This is a genomic window from Sulfurimonas hongkongensis, from assembly GCF_000445475.1.
Classification (GTDB): domain Bacteria; phylum Campylobacterota; class Campylobacteria; order Campylobacterales; family Sulfurimonadaceae; genus Sulfurimonas; species Sulfurimonas hongkongensis.
This window is the reverse complement of record NZ_AUPZ01000019.1, coordinates 1-20,871: the sequence shown is the minus strand read 5'-3', so window position 1 is coordinate 20,871 and position 20,871 is coordinate 1. Positions and strand designations below refer to the sequence as shown.

The 20,871-nt window shown below is 36.3% G+C and carries 18 protein-coding genes and 2 pseudogenes; 16 read left to right on the top strand and 4 right to left on the bottom strand.

All coding sequences use genetic code 11. The features are described from left to right. The first annotated feature begins 86 nt into the window (after window positions 1–86). Window positions 87–539, top strand: a complete 453-nt coding sequence (locus M947_RS22580) for a hypothetical protein (protein ID WP_021288445.1) — start codon at window positions 87–89, stop codon at window positions 537–539. 137 nt (window positions 540–676) lie between these two features. Here M947_RS22580 and M947_RS22575 read toward each other — a convergent pair whose 3' ends face one another. The 3 genes and pseudogenes from M947_RS22575 to M947_RS23810 form a co-directional block, all read right to left on the bottom strand. Beyond that, on the bottom strand, window positions 677–1,897 hold the full coding sequence (locus tag M947_RS22575; protein ID WP_021288444.1) for a flagellin N-terminal helical domain-containing protein: 1,221 nt from the start codon (window positions 1,895–1,897) through the stop codon (window positions 677–679). A 189-nt stretch (window positions 1,898–2,086) separates the two neighbouring features. Next, a pseudogene (locus M947_RS23815) lies at window positions 2,087–2,422 on the bottom strand (flagellin); the annotation flags it as partial. A 534-nt stretch (window positions 2,423–2,956) separates the two neighbouring features. Beyond that, window positions 2,957–3,286, bottom strand: a pseudogene (locus tag M947_RS23810) (flagellin N-terminal helical domain-containing protein); the annotation flags it as partial. A gap of 220 nt (window positions 3,287–3,506) precedes the next feature. Here M947_RS23810 and M947_RS22565 point away from each other — a divergent pair. The 15 genes from M947_RS22565 to M947_RS22495 all read left to right on the top strand — a co-directional run bounded on the left by M947_RS22565 (window position 3,507) and on the right by M947_RS22495 (window position 19,972). After that, window positions 3,507–3,770, top strand: coding sequence for a type II toxin-antitoxin system Phd/YefM family antitoxin (locus M947_RS22565; RefSeq protein WP_021288442.1), 264 nt, complete (start codon window positions 3,507–3,509; stop codon window positions 3,768–3,770). 461 nt (window positions 3,771–4,231) lie between these two features. Continuing rightward, the gene (gene topA / locus M947_RS22555) at window positions 4,232–6,454 is read left to right on the top strand and encodes a type I DNA topoisomerase (RefSeq protein WP_021288439.1); all 2,223 of its coding nucleotides are present in this window, start codon (window positions 4,232–4,234) and stop codon (window positions 6,452–6,454) included. An 88-nt stretch (window positions 6,455–6,542) separates the two neighbouring features. Then, window positions 6,543–7,064 carry a metallophosphoesterase family protein gene (locus tag M947_RS22550; RefSeq protein ID WP_021288438.1) on the top strand — a complete coding sequence of 174 codons (522 nt, stop codon included), beginning with the start codon at window positions 6,543–6,545 and terminating at the stop codon, window positions 7,062–7,064. Then, window positions 7,061–7,906 carry a biotin synthase gene (locus M947_RS22545; RefSeq protein WP_021288437.1) on the top strand — a complete coding sequence of 282 codons (846 nt, stop codon included), beginning with the start codon at window positions 7,061–7,063 and terminating at the stop codon, window positions 7,904–7,906. The genes M947_RS22550 and M947_RS22545 overlap by 4 nt, the downstream gene beginning before the upstream one ends. Window positions 7,907–8,119: 213 nt before the next feature. Beyond that, complete coding sequence (locus M947_RS22540; protein WP_021288436.1) at window positions 8,120–9,280, top strand: cation:proton antiporter; 1,161 nt, start codon at window positions 8,120–8,122, stop codon at window positions 9,278–9,280. Further along, on the top strand, window positions 9,273–9,656 hold the full coding sequence (locus tag M947_RS22535; protein ID WP_021288435.1) for an AMMECR1 domain-containing protein: 384 nt from the start codon (window positions 9,273–9,275) through the stop codon (window positions 9,654–9,656). The genes M947_RS22540 and M947_RS22535 overlap by 8 nt, the downstream gene beginning before the upstream one ends. Window position 9,657: 1 nt before the next feature. Further along, window positions 9,658–10,440, top strand: coding sequence for an alpha/beta fold hydrolase (locus tag M947_RS22530; protein ID WP_021288434.1), 783 nt, complete (start codon window positions 9,658–9,660; stop codon window positions 10,438–10,440). A 133-nt stretch (window positions 10,441–10,573) separates the two neighbouring features. Continuing rightward, on the top strand, window positions 10,574–10,861 hold the full coding sequence (locus tag M947_RS22525) for a sll1863 family stress response protein (protein WP_021288433.1): 288 nt from the start codon (window positions 10,574–10,576) through the stop codon (window positions 10,859–10,861). Window positions 10,862–11,002: 141 nt separating this feature from the next. Then, window positions 11,003–12,157 carry a LuxE/PaaK family acyltransferase gene (locus M947_RS22520; protein WP_021288432.1) on the top strand — a complete coding sequence of 385 codons (1,155 nt, stop codon included), beginning with the start codon at window positions 11,003–11,005 and terminating at the stop codon, window positions 12,155–12,157. A 1-nt stretch (window position 12,158) separates the two neighbouring features. Beyond that, window positions 12,159–14,666 carry an acyl-CoA reductase gene (locus tag M947_RS0112135; protein ID WP_021288431.1) on the top strand — a complete coding sequence of 836 codons (2,508 nt, stop codon included), beginning with the start codon at window positions 12,159–12,161 and terminating at the stop codon, window positions 14,664–14,666. Further along, window positions 14,663–15,928, top strand: a complete 1,266-nt coding sequence (locus M947_RS22515; RefSeq protein ID WP_021288430.1) for a phenylacetate--CoA ligase family protein — start codon at window positions 14,663–14,665, stop codon at window positions 15,926–15,928. Before M947_RS0112135 ends, M947_RS22515 begins: the two co-directional genes overlap by 4 nt. Window position 15,929: 1 nt before the next feature. After that, on the top strand, window positions 15,930–17,432 hold the full coding sequence (locus M947_RS22510; RefSeq protein WP_021288429.1) for a GNAT family N-acetyltransferase: 1,503 nt from the start codon (window positions 15,930–15,932) through the stop codon (window positions 17,430–17,432). Between the two features lie 3 nt (window positions 17,433–17,435). Next, entirely contained in the window at window positions 17,436–17,762 is a 327-nt protein-coding gene (locus M947_RS22505) for an STAS domain-containing protein (RefSeq protein WP_021288428.1), read from the top strand. 3 nt (window positions 17,763–17,765) lie between these two features. Next, entirely contained in the window at window positions 17,766–18,155 is a 390-nt protein-coding gene (locus tag M947_RS22500; RefSeq protein WP_081666497.1) for an ATP-binding protein, read from the top strand. Next, on the top strand, window positions 18,152–19,972 hold the full coding sequence (locus M947_RS22495) for a SpoIIE family protein phosphatase (RefSeq protein WP_021288426.1): 1,821 nt from the start codon (window positions 18,152–18,154) through the stop codon (window positions 19,970–19,972). Before M947_RS22500 ends, M947_RS22495 begins: the two co-directional genes overlap by 4 nt. 2 nt (window positions 19,973–19,974) lie before the next feature. Here M947_RS22495 and M947_RS22490 read toward each other — a convergent pair whose 3' ends face one another. After that, complete coding sequence (locus M947_RS22490) at window positions 19,975–20,745, bottom strand: sensor domain-containing diguanylate cyclase (RefSeq protein ID WP_021288425.1); 771 nt, start codon at window positions 20,743–20,745, stop codon at window positions 19,975–19,977. Between the last annotated feature and the right edge of the window lie 126 nt (window positions 20,746–20,871).

The following is a 20,871-nucleotide window of genomic DNA, read 5'->3' as shown; positions in this document are numbered from 1 at the left end:
ATATGAAGGTTATTATATCTAAATTTTATAATCTATAAAAGAATATTTCGATATAGTATTTTTAAATCATTCAAAGAGCAATACAAATGAAAGCACTTCAAGATATAGATAAACTAAACATTAAAAAAGACTTAACAGAGATATTAGATAAGTACTCTTCAAAGACTCTAACAGAGCAAGAGACACAAAACTTAAAAGACAGAGAAAAAAATGTTAAGCACTACCAAAAGTTACTGCAAGAGTTTAAAGAGAGTAGTTCATCTAGTGAGCAACACTTTGAGAGTAGTATTATAAAGTTTATGACAGAGGCACTTTACTCATATGAAGACGAACTACATCAAATCATGCTTATATATCTACAACTCATAGCTTCATATATAACAGATTTTTTCAACACAGAGGGACTAAAAGACAAAAAAAAGCACATCAAAAATATGAAAAAACTCTTTATAGACTCAACTGATAATATCATCAAGACATATGAACACCAGCTCTTAAAAACATTAAAATCGCTAGAGAGCACTCAAGCTAGATCCTGAATCAAGTTCAGGATGACGAAAAACCATCACACCGCAGGATGACAAAAAACCATCATTTCGTGCTTGATTCAGAATGATGAGAAACCGTCATTCCGTGCTCCGACACGGAATCTAGTTTATAGATTGATCAGTAAGTTCTATTGTAATAGTTTAAGCACATTTTGCTGAACTGCATTAGCTTGACTCATGGCGTATGAACCAGACTGAGCTAGGATGTTGAGTTTTGCAAAGTTTGCACTCTCTGCCGCAAAGTCAACATCACGAATCTGGGACTCGGCGGCTTGGACATTGACCTGAGTAACAGAGATATTTCTGATGGTTGATTCAAGTTGATTTTGAACTGAACCCAAATCTGCCCTTGTTGCATCAAGCTCTCTTAAAGCAAAGTCAGTAATAATGATCGCTATTTCAGCACCATCTTTAGTGGTAACATCGATTGTAGAAAAATTATTGTTAAGACCTACAGATGCTGTAGTTTGGATTGATGCTGTTTTTCCATCATCTACAGTCTCAGTAATATTCATACCACTTAAATCATAACTAGAAGCAACACGAATAGCAAATGAAGGAGTTCCAGGCATCGAACTTGAAGTCTCAAAAACACTCGCTCTTACATCAACACCGTTAGTCTGAGCATCTGCATTAAACGCATCAACCACTTTTTGAGCTATTGCATAAGAACTATGTGCTCCCGAAGTTATAGCTACAGGACCTGATGTAACAGCTGTAGCAGTACCAGCTACTGTTACTGATAAAGTAGCAGAACCTGCAGTAGCTCCAGCTGATGTATTACCAAATCCAACAGTACCAGCACTGTTAGCAGTTGTGGCAGAAGTCATAGCAAATGTGGATACTTTCTCAATCTGAGAGTCTCCTATGGATACTTTTACAGTCTCTCCAGAAAACGCACCTATATGAAAGGATTTGTTTTGAAAAGCTCCATTTAGCAGTGTTTGTCCATTAAATGAAGTAGTTGAAGCGATATTTTGAGCCTCTTCTAAAAGCCTATCTATATCTGCTTGAATAGCCTCGCGAGACTGCAAGTTTTGACCATCAGACGCAGCTTGGATGGACTTTGTTCTGATGATGTTTGTTATATTTATATACTCTTCTAGGGCACCATCAGCTGTTTGGGCAACGCCGATACCATCATTTGCATTCATGATTGCCTGTCCTAGACCCTGAGCTTGTTGACGAAGTGAATCGGCAATAGCCATACCAGAAGCATCGTCTGCCGCCTTGTTAATTCTTAAACCTGAACTAAGTGAGTTAAGACTTTTATCAAGTCCTAAGTTAGTTTGTTGAGCGTTCCTATGAGCATTCATTGCTGCAATATTTGTGTTAATTCTAAATCCCATCACAAATCCTTTTTAGTGGTTATTTGTATGGTTTAAGCAAGGAGTGTTCCAAAGTTGATAATGTCGGCTTATATTTTATAATTGTTTGAGGTAGTGAATGTTCATAAGAGAGGTTTTAAAAAGAAGAGTAAAACACTCCCAAAAAAAAACTTGGGAGTGAGTTTGTTTAGCAAAGTTAGAGAAGAGTTACTACTGTAACAATCTCATCACATTTTGCTGAACAGCATTAGCTTGACTCATAGCGTATGTACCAGACTGAGCTAGGATGTTAAGTTTTGAAAAGTTTGCACTCTCTGCGGCAAAGTCAACATCACGAATCTGAGACTCGGCGGCTTGAACGTTTACCTGAGTTACAGAGATATTTCTGATAGTAGACTCAAGTTGGTTTTGAACCGAACCTATATCTGATCTAGTTTTATCAAGATCTCTTAAAGCGTAGTCAGAGATAATAATCGCTCTCTCAGCACCATCTTTAGTAGTAACATCTATTGTAGAGAAGTTATTGTTGGCACCTGCTGTTGCTGCAGCTTGGATTGCCGCTGATTTTCCATCATTTACATTATCTGTAATAGACATACTACTTAAATCTTTAGAAGAGTCTACACGAATAGCAAATATTGCAGCTCCCGGAGTTGAACTTGAACTCTCAAAAACACTCGCTCTTACATCAACACCATCCTCTTGTGCTTTTGCATTAAAAGCATCAACAACCTGTTGAGCTATTTCGTAAGCTTCATGTTCACCCTCAGTTATATTTACAGTACCTGTATTAACTGTTTTTTGATCAGCACCAGTACCCACTGTTACTGTTAAACCAGCTGTACCTGCAGCAGCTCCAGCTGATGTACTACCAAATCCAGCAGTATTAGGACCTGTTGCCGCTGTTGTTGAAGATGTCATAGCAAAGTTGTTAGCAACACTATGAGTTTGAGAGTCTCCTATAGAGAGTTTTACCGTCTCACCGGAGTATGCACCGATATGAAATGATTTGTTCTCATAAGCACCATTTAAAAGCGTTTGACCATTAAACGAAGTAGTTGAAGCAATATTTTGAGCCTCTTCCATAAGTCTATCGATATCTGCTTGAATAGCTTCACGAGATTGTAAGTTTTGACCATCAGATGCAGCTTGGATAGCTTTCGTTCTAATAGTGTTAGAGATATTTATATACTCTTCTAATGCACCATCAGCAGTCTGGACAACACCAATACCATCATTAGCGTTTGCTACAGCCTGACCTAGACCTTGAGCTTGTTGACGAAGTGAATCGGCAATAGCCATACCAGAAGCATCGTCTGCCGCTTTGTTAATTCTTAAACCTGAACTAAGCGAGTTAAGACTCTTGTCAAGTCCCAAGTTAGTTTGTTGAGCGTTTCTGTGTGCGTTCATTGCCGCAATGTTTGTGTTAATTCTAAATCCCATAATAAATCCTTTTCTATGGAAGAGCCTTTCGCTCTTGTTTTAAGTTTTTATCTTGGCATCCTTGCCTTGATATTAAGTATATCGACACTGTAAAATATAACTTTAACTTTCTTTGTGAACTTTTTTTAAAATTGACTTCTTGCTCTATTTATAGCTATAATGACTAAAATAGACAAAAAGGACAATCATGCATACTATATCCGCATCAGAGATAAAACAAAACTCACAAAGACTTCAAGAAGCTCTAAGGGGTGACATACTCATAACTAAAAGAGAAAAGCCTTTTGTGGTAGTTATGGACTATGAAAAGTATATAAAGATAAATAACTCAAGTGATGAATGGAGTTTTTGGTCAGATAATGAACTAGATAACTTTGGAAAAATCGCCATTGGTCTTAGCAAAAATGATTTTGATGATAGCGATGAGGATTTATTTGAAACTGGAATGTAAAAACACTACTTCAAAAAAACTCTAAATTTATAAAGAAATATTTAATGTTTTTAAAGAGATATAACTAAAAACACCTATAGCTAGCAACAAGCTAGCAGCAACAACATACTCAATCATTTTAAATCCTTCATCATTTTTATATTAGATATGATTTTTCTAGAAAGCAATATTAACACAACAGTCAATACCAATATACCTATCAATGCACTACCTATTAAAACATTGCTTACTGTGGTGTAATTCATAAACAACCATCCAACAATACCTAATAGCGTAACCAATCCTATAGTAAATAACCTATTTAGAAAGTTTAGCCACTCTTTTATTTCATCTATCTTTGCCATATGTTGATTATAGCACAAAAACAAACCCAAGACTAAGAAACACTTTTTTCTTTTTTCATCTTTTTGTGCTAAACTTCCGCCACTTAAAAATCACTATACTATATATAGGAAAACTATTTGAACTTAATTATCGTCGAATCACCCGCAAAAGCAAGGACTATCAAGAACTTTTTAGGTAAAGGTTATGAGGTTATCGCATCTAAAGGTCACATACGAGATCTTCCAAAGTCTCGTTTTGGAATCACTGTAGATGAAGATAACAAACTAGTCCCTGCGTACAGCGTTGCAAAAGAGAATGCTCCTACCGTTAAAGAGATAAGAGAACTTGCCAAAAAAGCAGATACTATCTATATCGCGACCGATGAGGATCGTGAGGGTGAAGCTATTGGTTGGCATATTGCTCATGCTATAAAAAAAGACCCAGAGCAACTCCCTCGTATCGTTTTTCATGAGATAACAAAGAGTGCAATAAACCATGCACTTGAATCTGCAAGAACTATAGATATGAATATGGTAAACGCTCAACAAGCTCGTCGTATGCTTGACCGAGTAGTGGGTTACAAACTCTCTCCACTTCTAAGCTCAAAGATTCAAAAAGGACTCTCTGGCGGTCGTGTTCAGTCTTCAACTCTAAAACTAGTAGTTGATCGTGAGAGAGAGATAAGAGCCTTTGTCCCTGTAGAGTACTGGACTATAGATACTCTTTTTAAAAAAGATATAGAAGCTACTCTTATCAAGCACATGGGTGATAAACTCTCAAAACTCTCCATAGAGAACAAAAATGACGCTACTTCTATAGTTAAAAGTGTTGAAGCTGACTCCTTTGTTATCTCAAAGATAGAGACAAAGCAGAGAAAAACTTCAACTCCTCCACCTTTTATGACTTCAACTCTGCAACAGACTGCATCTAGCAAGCTAGGCTTTACTCCTAAAAAAACTATGATGGTGGCCCAAAGCCTTTATGAGGGAGTAAAAACACCTGATGGAACAAGTGGAGTTATTACTTACATGAGAACTGACTCACTAAATATAGCTAGTGAAGCAGTTAGTGGCATTCGTGATGTTATACAGAAGAAGTTTGGAAAAAAATATCTACCAGATGAACCAAAATTTTATGGTAAAAAAGCAAAGGGTGCACAAGAAGCTCACGAAGCTATCCGCCCAACAATGTTAGAGTTTACTCCTGAGATTGCAAAGAGTTTTTTAAAGCCTGATGAGATAAAACTTTATCGTCTTATATATGAAAGATTTATGGCGTCTCAGATGAATGATGCACTATTTGAGCAAAACAACATTATCTTTAGTGGAAAAAGCAATGAATTTCGTGCAAGTGGTAGAAAACTTATCTTTGATGGTTTTTATGCAGTTTTAGGAAATGAAGACAAAGACAGACTTCTTCCAACTCTAAAAGAGGGCGATAAGGCTGAGATTCAAAGCATAAAACCTGAGCAACACTTTACTGAGCCACCACCGAGATATTCAGAAGCAAGCCTTATCAAAAAACTCGAATCCGAGGGAGTTGGTCGCCCATCAACCTACGCACCAACCATTGCAACTCTAAGTGGTCGTACCTATGTAAACATAGAAAAAAAGCAAATCGTACCAACTGAGATGGCATTTACTGTGACTGAGATGCTAGAGAAAAACTTTGCTAACATTGTGGATATCTCTTTTACTGCAAATATGGAAGAAAAACTAGATGAGATCTCAGAAGGAGAGACTGACTGGCAAAAACTTCTAAGTGATTTTTACTTTCCTTTTATGGAGCAGATTGCAGAGGGTAAAGAGAAGATTGTCTCACTAAAACTTGCAAAACCACTAGGGAGGACTTGTCCAAAATGTGGCGAACACGAGCTTCTTCTGCGTTCAGGTCGTTTTGGAAACTTTATAGCTTGTAGCGGTTTTCCAAAGTGTAAATATACTGAACAAGTCGATGAAGATGGAAACAAAGTTGAAGTAAAGCAAGAAAAAAGTGGTGATGTTTGTGAAAAATGCGGTAAAGAGATGATTGTCAAAAATGGAAGAAATGGCCAGTTTTTAGCTTGTAGTGGTTATCCTGAGTGTAAAAATACAAAGAGTATAGATGTTGAGACACAAGTTAGCAAGACTCCTTGTCCTGATTGTGGTGGCGAGATAAGTCTTAAAAATTCACGACGTGGACCTTTTTGGGGTTGTGCAAACTATCCTGATTGTAAATTTATCTCAAAGTTTGAGCCAACTACCATCAAGTGTAAGGAGAAAGGTTGTAAGGGTGTTTTAGCTCCGAGAGTTTACAGAAACAAAGATGTTTATGAGTGTGTAAAGTGTAAAAACAGAACTCCAAGAGAAGAAAACAGCTAGATTCTCAGGTCAAGCCCGAGGATGACGGTGTGCAAAGAATTGTCATCCTCAGCTTGACTGGGGATCTAGTTTTCAATTAAGGAAAAACATGAAGATAGGCGTTATCTCAGATACTCACACAAAAGTAAAGTTAGCAAAAGATGCTATAGACTTACTTATAAAAAGAGGTGCCCAGTTTATTATCCACTCTGGAGATATTGGAGAGAGCGAGATTTTGGAGTATTTAGAAAAGTGCTCGGCTCGGTATGTAGCTGTTTATGGAAACAACGATGCTCACTTAGCTCGCTTTCACTCAAAGTACAACTTAGTCCAAGAGCCATACTATTTTAAGCTTGCAGACACAAAGTTTAAACTTATGCATCTGCCTTTTTATATGGCTCCTGATGCAGATGTTGTTATCTTTGGACATACTCATGCATATGAAAGTGACTTTAAGGGCAAGACTCTTTTTTTAAATCCTGGTGAAGTTTGTGCAAGAAACAAGCCCATCTCAGAGTGTGCAATGCTTGAGATTAGCAAGAGTCATTTTTATGTTAGCTACTTTACAAGAGATAAAAAAGATAAAGAGTTTAAAGAAGAACTATTTTCATATAAAAGAGTTAAACAATGAATAAAGAGATATTTTTATGTGCCATCTGTAATATAAACAGTGGAACATGCAACGAAGACTGCAAGTTTTGCTCACAAAGTGTGAGATACAAAGCAGATATAGAGCGATATAAGCAAAAAGAGATGCTACACATCTTAGATGAGGCAAAAACTGCAAGAGATAACGGAGCTTTAGGCTTTTGTTTGGTCACATCAGATAAAGGACTAAATCATAAAACTCTTGAGTTTGTTTGTAGCATTGCAAAGGTTTTGACAAAAGAAGTCCCAGAACTTAGGCTCATCGCTTGTAATGGAACAGCTTCGCTAGAGCAACTCTTGACTCTAAAAGATGCTGGCATCAAGGCTTATAACCACAACTTGGAGACTTCACGAGATTTTTACCCTAGCATCTGCACTACTCATACATGGGATGAAAGATATGAGACTTGTCAAAATGTAAACAAATCAGGACTAGTTCTCATAAGTGGTGGCATCTTTGGTCTTGGCGAGAGCGATGAAGATAGAATCTCAATGTTAAAGTCATTAGAGTCGCTAAATCCAACTTCGGTCCCTATAAATTTCTACCATCATAATGATGCATTAGAACTAGAGCCAAATCCGCTTGATATTGAAAAGGCATTTTCACTCATAAAGCTTACAAGAGAGAGTATCCCAAAAGCACAGAGGATCATGATAGCAGGTGGGCGAGGACTTATGTTTGGAGATAGACAAGATGAGATCTTTAAACATGGGGCAAACTCCATAGTTATAGGAAACTATCTAACAACAAATGGTAGAATAACGAGCAAAGATTTAGAGATGCTAAAATCACTAAATCTTAGTATTGCGAAAAAAGTTAGCTGAATGCTTTGAAGAGTTGTCAAAATAGATCCTGAATCAAAACAAGAGAATCGCTTTTTGCTATGCAAAAATGTTTCTTTAGGGTTCAGGATGACGATTTGTTTGTTCAGGATGACGATTTGTTTGTTCAGGATGATGCGCGTCTCGTCATTCCGTGCTTGACACGGAATCTAGTTTATAGATTAATGAGATAGTTTAACTAATAAAAGGAAATTTATGCACGATAATGTTGTTTTGATAATTACTATCTCGCTTATCATCATAACTACTCCTTTTTTTGCAAAACTCTTAAAGCTCCCTACTACTCCCATAGAGATAATCTTTGGCTCAGTTTTGGGATATGTCGGTTTTTTACATACCGAACACCTGTTTGAGATAGTCGCAGAGCTTGGGTTTTTGTATCTTATGTTTATAGCTGGAACTGAGATTAACCTCAAAAAAGTTCTAAAGACTCCCAAAGAGCTTATGAAAAAAATCGTACTCTATCTCATCATACTTTATGCTTTTTCTATCCTTATCTCGCTCTATTTTAACCTTGGAAAAATTTTTATGGTTCTTCTTCCTCTTATCTCAGTTGGACTAATAGCAAATCTTTCAAAAGAGTATGGCAAGACTCCTTGGTTAGGTCTCTCTATGACTGCTGGAGGGATTGGAGAGGTTGTGAGTATAGGTTTTTTAACGCTTACATCAGCAGCCATAGAGTCTGGTTTTGGAAGTGGACTTATAAAGACGGTACTAGCACTCATCTTATTTTTGCTCTTTATGTTCTTACTTTTTCGCGCTATGGAACTTCTTTTTTGGTGGTTTCCCGGAGTCTCAACTTCTTTGATGCCAGTTGATGACAACAAAGAGCAAGATATCCGCTTGTCCATGGGCATCTTCTTTTTACTCGTTGGTGCGATGCTCTACCTTGGGTTAGAACTAGCTTTTGGGGCATTTTTAGCAGGAATTTTTATACCAACATTTTTTGAACATAAACAGGAACTACCCGAAAAGCTAGCCTCTTATGGGTTTGGATTTTTAATCCCTATCTTTTTTATCTACATAGGAAGTTCCTTTGATTTAGCCGCACTTACTATGAATGGGCTTATCTATAAAGCTTTAGTAATTACAGTATTTATGATTATTATGAGAGTTGTCGCATCTTTAGTTTTTATCAAAGAGTTAGGGCTTATAGATTCTGTTCTTATGGGACTTTCTCACTCCATGCCTCTTACTCTTCTTATCGCTATGGCTACGCTTGCTTATCAAGGCTCAAGCATAGACACACTTCACTATTATGCTTTTATATTAGCGGCTTTATTTCAGGTTATAAGTGTTATGATTATCATCAAACTCATAAATAACTTCAAGTTAAAGGGGGAGGTAAGTGTCTAGGTCTGTACTTTTACAACTTGCTCGTGAGTCCATCCAAGAGGTCTTAGAGCTTCAAAGAACTATAGATAAGGCGACCCTTTTAAATGAACACCCACTTCTTAATGAAAAAATCGCCACAACTCTAAATATCTACCTAGACAAAGAGCTAAGAGGTTCATACACATCGCCAGCTGCACAAAAAAGCCTTTTAGAAGATATCATATACAACGCTAAAGTTGCAGCATTTGAAGATAAAAACTTCACTCCACTTACAACTTCGGAGTATCTAAGCTGTGAGATAGAACTCATACTAAACACCCCTGATGGAGTGATGAGTCAAAGAGATGAGCCTATACTTAAAAATAGTATGGTTGAATCAGAGCAAAAAAGGACTTAAGATGCAAAAAATGATAGATGGTATAAGTGTTAAGACTTCTGGTAAAGTAGGCAAGCAGGCTATAGTTTTTATACATGGATTTCCATTTGACCATACACTTTGGGATGATGTGGTTAGTGAGTTTAAAGATGAGTATTATTGCGTCTCATATGATATTAGAGGACTTGGCAAGTCTGAGATAGGAGATGCCCAGTTTACTATGGAGAGTTATACACAAGATTTAGAAAACATTGTATTTGAGTTAAAGTTGGACAATCCCATTCTTTGCGGGTTTTCTATGGGTGGTTATGTTGCACTTCGTGCAAATGAAAGAGAGAGCTATAAGGCTTTGATACTTGCAAATACCGCAACAAACAGCGACAATGATAAAGCAAAACTAAAAAGGGCCGCTGGTATTGCAAAGATAGATGCAAAGGGAGTTGAATCTTTTATAGATGACTTCTTTTTGGCTGCTTTTAGTGAGGGGTTCATAAAAAAATCGCCACAAAAGATAGAAGAGATCAAAGAAAATATAATGAGTTTTAATCCTACAGGGATAAAAGCTGCCCTGTTAGCGATGATTAGTAGAACTGACACAACTCAAAGTTTAGAAAAAACGGACATTCCTGTTTTACTTATAACTAGCGAAAATGACAAGATAATACCTAAAGAGACAATGAAACAAATGGCGCTTAAGATAAAAAATTCAACCTTTATAAGTTTAAGTAAAAGTGGACACATGAGTATGATAGAAAATCTAGATGAATTTAAAAGTGCAATGGGGAAATTTTTAAAGACCATCTGATAATATTTTTAATTAAGGTTTTTTTTCATAATATATAAAATATTTAAACATATAAAGGAGGAGGTTAAGTAAGAATTCGAAATATTAGTAGTGTAAAGTTTACATAAATCACTTTATTTAAGAGGAGAAAATCATGAGCATGAAAGAAGCATACGAACAAAAATTGCAGGCACAACTAGACGAATGGAATGCCGAGATTGATAAACTTAAGGCAAAAGCTAATGGTGCAGACGCCGATAGAAAAATTGAGTATGAGAAAAAAATCGATGAGTTGCAGTCTATGCAAGAGACAGCGAGTAAAAAGCTTAACGAACTTAAAGACGCGAGTGATGATGCCTGGAAAGACCTCAAAGCAGGTATTGAAAGTGCGTGGGACTCTATGGATAGTGCATTGAAGTCAGCTACTTCTAGATTCAAATAATACTTCGATAGAAGAGGTTACAAAAGAATAAGCTCTTTTAATATATCCTTTATAGCATGGTAGATATAATTTTTCAAGTCTCTTTAAGGTACTATATGAGACTTGAACTAGTCTAAATATCAACTTATAAGGGTTTTAAATATGTCTCTACTCCTTCCTCCCGATGCTACTACCTTAAAAAATGTACAAAAACTATGTGAAATAACTGATGCCTATGCATCTAGTGATGAGTTAGATGCTTTGTTTGTGGATGCGTTTAAAGAGATAATCTCTTGGCATCGAAATAACAATAAGTTTTATAGCAAACTTACTTATGATTTTGATTTGGAAAAACTCAAAAGCGTGGATGATTTAAAAGAGTTGCCTTTTATCCATGCTAACTTTTTTAAAATGCATGAAAGCGTATCGGTTGATAAAAAAAACATTTGCGAGCATCTTACATCATCAGGTACATCAGGGCAGAAGTCTCAGATGTTTTTTGATGAGTGGTCGATTTTAAGCGCTAGAAGGATGGTAAAATTTATTTATAATGAGATGGGTTTTAACACACCAGATCAAGAAGCAAACTATCTTTTACTAGCCTATGAGCCACTTAAAAACTTTAAAGTTGGAACTACAAATACAAATATTTTTCTTACCTCTTTTTCAAAACCAAAAGAGGTCTTTTTCGCACTTCGTCAAACGGCAGGCACTCATGAGTTTGACCGTTTTGGAACTGTGAGAAAACTGCAAGAGTATGCAGAACAAAATCTTCCTGTTCGCATTCATGGCTTTCCCTCGTTTATGTACTTCACTCTGATGCAGATGAAGGAGATGGATATAAAAGTACAACTTCATCCCGATTCACTTGTGATGTTTGGCGGTGGCTGGAAAGGTTACGCTAACAAAGAGATATCAAAAGATGAACTCTTCTCACTTATAAATGAGTATTTGGGCATCAGGGTATCTAGAATCCGTGATGCTTACGGTTCAGTTGAGCACTCCATTCCTTACATAGAGTGCAAAAATCACAATCTCCATGTTCCTATCTGGTCGAGACTCTTTGTAAGAGATGTTAAAACCTTAGAAGTGCTAGACTATGGACAAAGTGGCTTTATGAACTTTGTAACTCCATACATCACTTCAGTTCCTGCTGTGAGTGTTATGATGGGAGATTTGGGCGTTATGCATAAGCCAAGTGAGTGTGACTGTGGAGCACAAACTCCTTTCTTTGAAGTTCTTGGTCGTGCTGGTGTTAGTCAAAACAAAAGCTGTGCAGTCTCTGCATCTGAACTATTAAAAAAGAGAGAGGTTTAAGATGCAAAAACATTTATGGCAGGGAGAGTGGATAAGTGATGAGACTCTTTTAAACAATATTGAAAATATCACAAGTTTTATAGAACCAGTTTTAGGCAGAGCATTTCCCCTAGAGTATCTTTTGGAAATTTCGCAAAAGATGCATGAAGAACTCTCATCTCGTGGTGAACTTTTTGAGAAGTTTGTAAAGCTCGCTATGAAGACACAAGATGCTTCAAGAGCAAAAGCAGAGGCGATGCTAGGTAGCATCACCAGTTTTATCTCTAAAGATGGCCTAGAGGAAAAACTTATCGCTGAACTTGGGAGTTCAAACCCTTTTGTAATTGAGAGAACTTCTATGAAAGAGGAACACTTTGAATCTTGGATGCCACTAGGAACACTTGTTCATATCGCTCCTACAAATGTTTTTACTGTTGGCGTGCTTTGCGTGTTTGAGGGACTCTTAAGTGGAAATATAAACATCTTAAAAACTTCGATAAATCAAAACCGACTCCCTCAACTCTTTTTAGAAGCCTTTTTAGAGTTTGATACAAAAGAGTTACTAAAGCCTTATATTATCATCCTAGAAGTCTCTTCAAAACAAAAAGAGCTACTCCAACAAATCATAGACTCGGCAGATGTAGTTTCCGCTTGGGGAAGTGAAGAGGCGATAAAAAGTGTGCAAAATATGACTCCTCAAGGTGTAAGATTTGTAGCTTGGGGACATAAAATATCTTTTGCTTACTTTGCAAAAGAGAAGATGCAAGATAGAGATGCTATGAGACAAGTAGCAGAGGATATCTGTCTCTTAGATCAAAACGCATGTTCTAGTCCTCAAGATATTTTTGTGGAGAGTTCTGATTTTGAAGTGTTAAAAAACTTTGCAGATAGCTTTGCAACTGTCTTAGGAGAAGTATCACCTACGATGCCAAGAACTACGCCTAGTAGTGGAGCTGAGGCTGAGATTAGCACAGTTCTTAGCATCGCTAAAACTGAGGAGGCTTTGGGACTTACTTATGTACTGCGAGCAAAAGATTTTAGCTGGTCTGTTATAGCTGACAAGCGAAAAAGCTTAGGAGTATCGCCTCTTTTTAGAACCATACTTATAAAGCCACTTGAAGCGGATGAGATTATATCAGTGTTGCATCCAATGAAGAGTTACCTCCAAACTGCAGCGCTCGTAGCTCCAAGAGAGAGGGTAGTTGAACTCTCAAGGAGACTTTTTGGAGCAGGGTGTTTAAGGATTAGAGAAGCTGGACATATGCATGATGGCTATATTGGCGAACCTCATGATGGTGTTTATGCTCTGCCATCATTTATGAAAAAAATCTCTTTGCTTTTAGGTGATGAGTTAGATAGAGTTGCGAGTTTTAGAGAGTTTGAAGGCTCTTATACAAGAGATTTAACCAATATACCTATAATGAATAAAGAGAGATTTCAATCTTTAGAAGTTCCAAAAGAGTATATAGATCTAGTAGTAAAGAGTGGTGGTTCATCTGGTAAACCTACTTACGCTTACTATACTTATGAGGATTACCATGCACAAATGAGGGCTACTGCTTATGGCCTTTATAGCGCTGGACTTGACCCTAAAAGAGATAGTGTTATAAATATGTTTGCAGCTGGGCATCTATATGGTGGATTTTTGAGTTTTCATACTATTTTAGAGTATCTAAAAGTTCCACACTATCCTATGGGGATTATGGAAGATACTGAAGTGGTTGGCCAGCTTATCGTTGAACATAAGATAAACTCGATTTTAAGTCTTCCTACTTTGATTATGAAGCTATTTGCAGATAACAAAGAGCTCTTTAGAGAGCATAAAGTGGTAAAAAAACTCTTCTTTGGCGGAGACCACTTTCCACAGGAGCAGATAGAGTATCTAAAATCTGAGTTTGGAGTTGAGCTAGTTCGTGCTGCTGCTTATGGAAGCAACGATGCTGGTCCACTTGGGTATCAATGTAGTGATTGTGAATCAAATGAGTATCATCTACTCTCATCCATCCAAGAGCTTGAGATCTTTGAACTTGATAGTGAAGTAAAGGTGCCCCATGGAGAGAGTGGAAGACTTATCTTTAGCTCTAAAAAGAGAAAAGGTCAAAATATACTACGATATGAGATAGGCGATACTGGTTTTATAAACAAAGAGCTTTGTTCGTGTGGACGAGTTGAGACAAAATATACGCTTCAAGGAAGAAGTAGTGATGTTTTTAAAGCTGGTGGCCCATTCCTGCATTTTAATAAGTTTACAGAGTATCTCGAAGATGGCTTTGGCTATAGTGGAGTCTCTCAAATCCTCTTAACCAATGAGGGAATTGATATGAAACTTACACTTAAAGTTGAAGATAGTATTGGTGTGAGTGGAGATAAAATAAGTGCTTATTTATTAGATAATTATACAGATTTAGATCTTAGTTGCAATGAGCTAGGTTTGAAGTTTGAGACTCTTTTAGTAGATGCTAACACCTTTGAAGCTGTAACTCACTCAGGCAAGATAAAGCATATCATAGATAAGAGGATATCAAAATGAAAAGATTTTTAGAACATGTGAACTTTGTCCGTAAAAATTCGCCATATTATGCAGAGCACTATAGGGATGTAGAAGAGGATTGTGATGATATCTCAAAATATCCTATAGTAGAGCAAAAAGAGTTTTGGAGAGCAAATGAGAACTTTGGCGAGGGAGTTCTTACATCTAAACATGAGAGCGGAATAGTCTTTAAAAGTGGAGGAACTTCGGGCAACCCTAAATACTCCTACTTCACTGCAAAAGAGTGGGATAACTTTACAGAGGTCTCAGGACGAGGCTTTAGACAAAACGGAGTCAAACAAGGTGATCGCATCGCAAACATCTTTTATGCAGGAGAACTTTACGCATCTTTTATCTATGTTACAGACCTTGTAAAGTGTGCCGACATTGGTGTGAGTTACCCAATAGCTGGACAAACAGAGACTTCAGTCATAGTGGAGATGCTTGAAAAATTAAACATAAATGTTATAGCAGGTGTGCCAACAAGCATTATGAGTATAGTTTCGTATCTTCAAACACACAAAGATATAAAGCTTAATATTGACCTTATACTCTTTGGTGGAGAGTCATTTTATGATGACCAACTTGAGCTTATTAAAGAGGAGTTTGGCGATATAAAAGTGCACTCAGTTCTTTATGCATCTGTAGATGGTGGAGAGCTTGGCTACTTTGACGCTGCGACTTGCCAAAATGGCGAGCATAGAGTATTTGATGAGAGTACTATTATGGAGATAGTTGATGAAGATACAGGAGATGTGATAGATGAAGTAAACAGAGCAGGTGTGCTTTTAGTTACAAACCTAAATAGAAAACTAATGCCACTCATTCGTTATCCTGTTGGAGATATGGCTATGTGGTGCGAGGATGAGGGAGTTAAAGATAGAAGGTTTAAAATTCTTGGTCGCTCACAAGAGGGTGCTAGAATAGGACCTGCTACACTCTATGCCCAAGATATTATGGATGTGTTAAAACATTTTAGTGATGAGGTTCAAGTGTTAAGCTTTCAGCTACTTGTAACTCATGATGAGAAAAAAGATAGGGCAGTTATAAAGGCTACTCCTGCACTTATGCCATCAGATGCAGAGGCTCTTTCAAAGAAAATCATAGCGTATCTTTACGAGCAAAGGAGTATGTTTAAAGAGCTCCTTAGCAACAATATAATTCATCCTATAACTATTGAATGGTGTGATGCAGATGCCTTAGAGAAAAATCCTAGAACAGGTAAAACAAAAAGAATTTTAGACAAAAGACTGAACTCTTAATATGTACAAAACAAGTAAGGTTATTATTAAAAATAATTTTGACTCTATAGAGCCTTTGGTTGAGTATCTAAACTCCATCGGCTCGATTGTGGGTCTCAACAAAAAAGAGAGACAAAAAATCTCTTATGCCCTTGAAGAGAGCCTGCAAAACAGCATCTCTTTTGATTTTGAGTATGGTAGTGAAGAAGATATAGAAGTTGAAATCACACATATAGCATCTGGACTAAAGGTCACTATCTCCGATAATGGCATCCCTAAAAATCCTTTTAAAAAAATCGATCAGAGCCTTGATGATATGGTAAAAGATGTCTCCTTTGAGTCTCTTGCAAAGGTTGATGGGGATGATATAAGTGCGCTTAGTGATTTTGTAATTCATAGACTTTTAGATAAATATAGTTATATAAACAAAGGAAAAGATGGTCGCTCCATAGAGATGACAATCTACGCATCCAACAAAAGAATCCAAGAAGAATCAGAGCCAGAGCTTATAACAAAAGAGGATAATTTTAAACTCATTAGAGTGCCAATAGGTGGAGATATAACTGGCATCTCTCGTCTTTTTTATAAAACTTATGGCTACTCCTATCCAAATGATATGGTTTACTACCCAGATAGACTTGTCAAAAAGATAGAAGAAAATTCTCTTATATCTAAAGTTGCAATCTCACAGCAAAATAGAGTTATTGGGCATATCGCTTTGATGCAGCCATTTGATGGTGCAAAGATAAGTGAGTGGGGGATGGCTATTAGCGACCCTGTGTTTCGTGGACAAGGCATTATGAGTGAGCTAATTTCAAAGATAATGAGTAAAGCAAAGAACTCTTCATATCATGGCATCTTCTCACACTCAGTTACTAACCATGAGTTTACGCAAAAGATCTGTGTTAAGTATGGCTTTAGTGATGTAGCTCTTTTGGTTGGTTATGCTGGTTCTGATGTTTCATTTAAAAATATTACCAATAATTTAACTCAAAGAGAGTCAACTATTATAAGCTATAACGCCCTAAAAAAAGAGTCCGCCGTTGAGCTCTTTATGCCAAAAAAACATGAGGGGATGATAAAAAAACTCTATAATGGAATCGGCACCAAAGCTATACAAAAAAGCCCAAATAAATGGGCGAAAACAGCAGTTAAGACTGAACTAACAGATACTATAATATCTGCACTAAACATTGCGGAGATAGTTATTAAAAGTATAGCATCTGATGCATTAGAGTTAGTAAAATATCTAACAAAAAAATTCTCTATTGCCAAGATAGACATCATCTACTTATATCTAGATTTAGAAGATGAAAACTCTCTGGATTTAATAGAAAAACTTGAAGATATGGGCTACCTGTTTTCTGGGATATTTCCATACTATCATCATGATAACGCTTTAATATTTCAGTTTATAAACAACATAAAATTTGACTACTCTCTTATCCACAGCTATACACCATTAGCAAAAGAGTTAAGAGATTATGTTTGCGCACAAGATAACAATCAAATAGATGAAGGATAAAAAATGGAAGTAAAATCTTTTGTAGAAGAAAAAACTCTTATAGTTGCACCTAGTGGAAAACTAGATACTTTTAATGCACCAAAATTTGGCTTAGAACTCGCAAGACTACTAGAAGATAAGCCAGAGTCTTGTTTGTTAGATTTAAGTGGGGTTAGCTTTCTCTCAAGCTCAGGACTTCAAGTCCTTTTAGCTGGTGCTAAAACTTCCAAAAAAGAAGGTATCCAATATAGGGTATTTGGAATGGAAGAGATGGTTAAGGATGTCTTTTTTTTATCTGGTTTTGACAACTTTATAGAGTCGTTTGAGACAAAGCAAGAGGCTCTGGCCTAAATTATGGCTACATTTAGGATGGGATTAAATCAGTTAGAAGACACCCTTTTAAAAATAGAAGAGTATCTTGAAGGTGCTGATAAAAAGATGAAATTTAAAGTGATGTTTATCTGTGAAGAGTTGCTTACAAACTTAGTCCGCCATGCTGATTTTGAAGATAGAACTCCTTTGATAACTCTTGAGATAGAGTCTGATAAAAAGAGTGGATTTGTGATGGAGTATAGAGATAATTCAAAAGCTTTTAATCTTCAAGACTATAAAGACCCAAATATAGATGCCGAGATTGAGGAGAGAGAGCTTGGAGGTTTAGGTATATATTTAGTAAAAAAATATGCACCAAACTTAGAGTATGAGCAAAAAGATGGTTTAAATGTTTTAAGGCTTAGTCTGTGAGTAGCATCTCTATACGCTTTGCTCTAGCATCTGTATCCGTTGCTCTTTTTGTTTTGGCTTTTACAGGAGGAGTTAGCTACCTATTTTTAAAAAAAGAACTCCTAGATGATGCAATACAAAAAGCACAACTTATGGAGCAAAATAGTAGATACCAAATCGAAGCCCTAATAGCAAAAGCAGAAAAAACATCCACAAGACTAAAAAAAGTTTTTCAAGAAGGCGATTTTAGTAAAGCAGCTATTAAAGAGAGATTGACAAAAATGCTAGAAGAGGAGGACTCTTTTTTTGGTACAACTATAGCCTTTAAACCTACTAAGATTTACAAAACTCCTTTCTCACCATACTATTATAAGGAAAAAGGAGAAATCCACTATAGAGATTTAGCTTCAAAAGATTATAACTACCTTACAAAAGAGTGGTACAAAATACCACTAGAGCAAAGCGGGCCTCTATGGAGTGAGCCATACTTTGATGAGGGTGGTGGAGATATGCTGATGGCAACATACAGCAATCCTATCTTTTATAAAGAAGAACTTGTAGCTATTCTCACAGTTGATCTCACTTTAAAAAAGATTCAAGAGATGATTTCAGCCATTGAGATACTTGATTCTGGATACGCTTTTATACTCTCAAACGAGCATAAAATTTTAGCTCACAAAGACCCTGCGCTTATTATGCAAATATATGATACAAAACCAGTTAAACACAATGAAATGATAAAAGAAAAAGAGCACTGGACTTACTATGCAAATATTAAAAATACTAAGCTAACTCTTGCTATTGTCTTTCCTATAGATGAACTTTTTTCATCTTTGCACTATATGTCTATAATCCACATCATTTTAGCTACTATTGGGGCAATTTTACTCATAGTTACTATGGCTCTTATCTCTCGTAGAGTAACTGAACCACTAAGAGAACTCACTCGTATAACAGATGATATAGCAAAGAGTGATTTTGACAAAAAGATAACTCTTCCAAAAACCCATGATGAGATTTACAAACTCTCTTTGGCAATAGACACTATGCAAAAAGCTATAAAAAAGTATATAAAAGATTTAAGAATAGCTACTATGGCACAACAAAAAATCGATAGTGAGCTTGATATTGCAAGGTCCATCCAAAGAAGTATGCTACCAAAGGGCTTGTCTGAAAATGAGAACATAAGACTCTGTGCGATGCTAAAACCTGCTAGAGCAGTTGGTGGAGATTTTTATGACTTTTTTTATATAGATGAGGAGCATCTCTGTTTTTTAATTGCGGATGTTTCAGGTAAAGGTGTCCCTGCTGCTATGTTTATGTCGGTCACGAGAAGTTATCTTAGAGCATATTCAACCATAGGTTTATCTGCATCAGAGATAGTTGTTAAACTAAACAACACCATTGCATCTAACAATGATGCAAATATGTTTGTTACACTTTTTTTAGGGATATTAAATGTAAAAAGCGGAGAGCTAAACTACACTAATGCTGGACATGATGAACCTTATCTTCTAAGTGAGGCTGGAAAATATAAAAGGCTCAAAGCAGTTGGCAATACTGTTGTAGGAGCTTTTGAAAATCTACCTTTTAGGGATGAGACAATTTTTTTAACTAAAAACTCTAAACTCTTTTTATATACTGATGGCGTTACAGAGGCTTTTTCAAAAGATGATGAGCAGTTTGGAGATAGAAGAGTAAGCGATGCTCTGGCTACCTCACAAGAGAAGAGCGTAAACCAAACAATGCAATTTATGGAAAAATCAATAACAGACTTTACTAAAGATTGTGAACAAAGTGATGATATAACTATGTTGCTTTTAGAGTTTAAGCTGTAGCCTTATATGGCTACAACTCTATTTCTTCCATCTTCTTTTGCTTTATATAGATTTTTATCAGCTCTTTGTATAAGTGTTGTAAAAGTATCTTCTTGTTTAACTTCGGTTACGCCGATGCTAATGGTTTTTTGTCCAACTACATGAAAGTAAAACTTCTCAACCGCTTCTTTAAGGTTTTGAGCATAAATAGTAGCTCCATCAATATTGGTGTTGCTACAAATCACTAGAAATTCTTCACCACCCCATCTACCAACAATATCCGTTTTTCTACACTTCTTTTTTAAAATATTCGCCATCTCTATTAGTACGCTATCGCCTACTTGATGACCATATGTATCGTTTACATCTTTAAACTTGTCTATATCTATAAGCATGATGGAAAAAGTATAAACTCCACTCTCAAATCTGCTAAACTCGTCCTCTAAATACTCATCTAGTTTGAGTCTGTTGTAGAGCTGTGTTAGTTTATCTGTTTGGGATAGTTTTTCGATAATCTTTTTATCTGTATTGTCTTGACTTATTGAAGTATAACTCTCTATGTTTTTGTGGCTATCAAAATTTGGAAGGATTGTAGTTTTTAACCAGTAGTAAGTGCCATCTTTTGCCTTGTTTTTTAACTCTCCACTCCAAACAAGACCACTACTTATCTTGTTCCAAAGAGTTTTATATACTTCATCATTTGTATCGTAGCTTTTAAAAATAGCTGGAGTTTTACCTATAATCTCATCTTTTTTGTAGCCACTAATTTTACATAATGCACTACTAACTGTCAAACGCAGAGGTAAAATACACCAGTAACGCAGATTAAAAATGTACCACTTTATTTAAAGAAGATACTATTTATTTCAAATAAATATTTGGAGTAAAAGTATGATAGATAAAGAGGAGTTTACTGTGAT